This is a genomic window from Nocardiopsis sp. TNDT3, assembly GCF_003427465.1.
GTDB lineage: Bacteria > Actinomycetota > Actinomycetes > Streptosporangiales > Streptosporangiaceae > Nocardiopsis > Nocardiopsis dassonvillei.
This window is the reverse complement of the sequence record NZ_QPFC01001232.1, coordinates 1-1,122: the sequence shown is the minus strand read 5'-3', so window position 1 is coordinate 1,122 and position 1,122 is coordinate 1. Positions and strand designations below refer to the sequence as shown.

Annotated in this window: 1 protein-coding gene; it reads left to right on the top strand. The window is 77.0% G+C overall.

Going from position 1 to position 1,122, the window contains the following annotated elements:
* The first annotated feature begins 153 nt into the window (after positions 1-153).
* Positions 154-1,074: a penicillin-binding transpeptidase domain-containing protein gene (locus DQW06_RS26240; RefSeq protein WP_117199505.1), complete on the top strand. Its 921-nt coding sequence runs from the start codon at positions 154-156 to the stop codon at positions 1,072-1,074.
* Positions 1,075-1,122: the final 48 nt, after the last annotated feature.

The window sequence follows — 1,122 nt, the reverse complement described above, 5'->3', positions numbered from 1 at the left end:
TCCCGCGCGGCACCCGTGAGCGGCGCCGTCGCGCGCCGTCCGCGCCGTGTCCGCCGCGCCCCCTCCGGTCTTCGACACTCCGTCCGCCTCCACCCTGGAGCGGGAACGCGGGGATTAGCGTGTGCGGAGAGTACCGACCGGGGAGGGAGACGGATGCGAACCGACACCGGGAGGACGGCGCGCTCGCTCGCGGCCGGATGCGTCCTGTCCCTGGCCGCGGGCACGGGGTGCGCCGGGGCCGTGGACGGACCGCGGGAGCCGGACGGGCACGCCCGGGAGGGGGCGGAGGCCGGGCCCCCGCCCCTGACGCGGGGCGACGTGGCCGCCGTCGAGCGCGAGGACCTGGAAGCGGTGTTCGCCGACGCGGGTGTGGAGGGCACCTTCGTGCTCCACGACGTGATGGAGCGGGAGGCGACCGTGGTGGGTCCGGAGCGGGCCCGCGAGCGCGCGGTCCCCGCGTCCACCTTCGACCTCGTCAGCACACTGGTGGGGCTCCAGACGGGCGCGGTCGGGGACGTGGACGAGGTGGTGCCCCACGGGGGCGGATCCCGGTCCGCCGACCGGCGGGAGCGGGACACGGCCCCGCGCGAGGCCCTGCCCGACTCGAACGTCCCCGTCTACCAGGAGGTGGCCCGCCGGGTCGGGCACGGGCCGATGGCGGCCTGGGTGGACCGGCTGGACTACGGCAACCGTTCGGTGGGCGACGCGAACGCGCTGGACCGCTTCTGGCTGGAGGGGCCGCTGGAGATCTCCGCGATGGAGCAGACCGCCTTCCTGGCCAGGCTGGCCCGCGACGAACTGCCCGTGGACGACGCGCACCAGGAGGCGGTGCGCGCACTCGCCCTCCTGGAGGAGGGCGACGGCTACGCCCTCCACGCCAAGGCCGGGCGGGGCCGGGAGGCCGACCCCGCGCCGGGCTGGTGGGTCGGCTGGGTCGAGCGCGGCGAGGACCTGTACACGTTCGCGCTGCGCGTCGAACCGGAGGGGGACGAGGACGCCGAGCTGGGCGAGTCCCTGGGACGGGAGATGCTCGTGGAGCTGGAGGTCCTGCCCGAGGAGGGGCGCACCGCCTGAGCGCCGCGGGGCCCGCGACGCGCGTCGGCCCGACCCCGTCACGGGAGC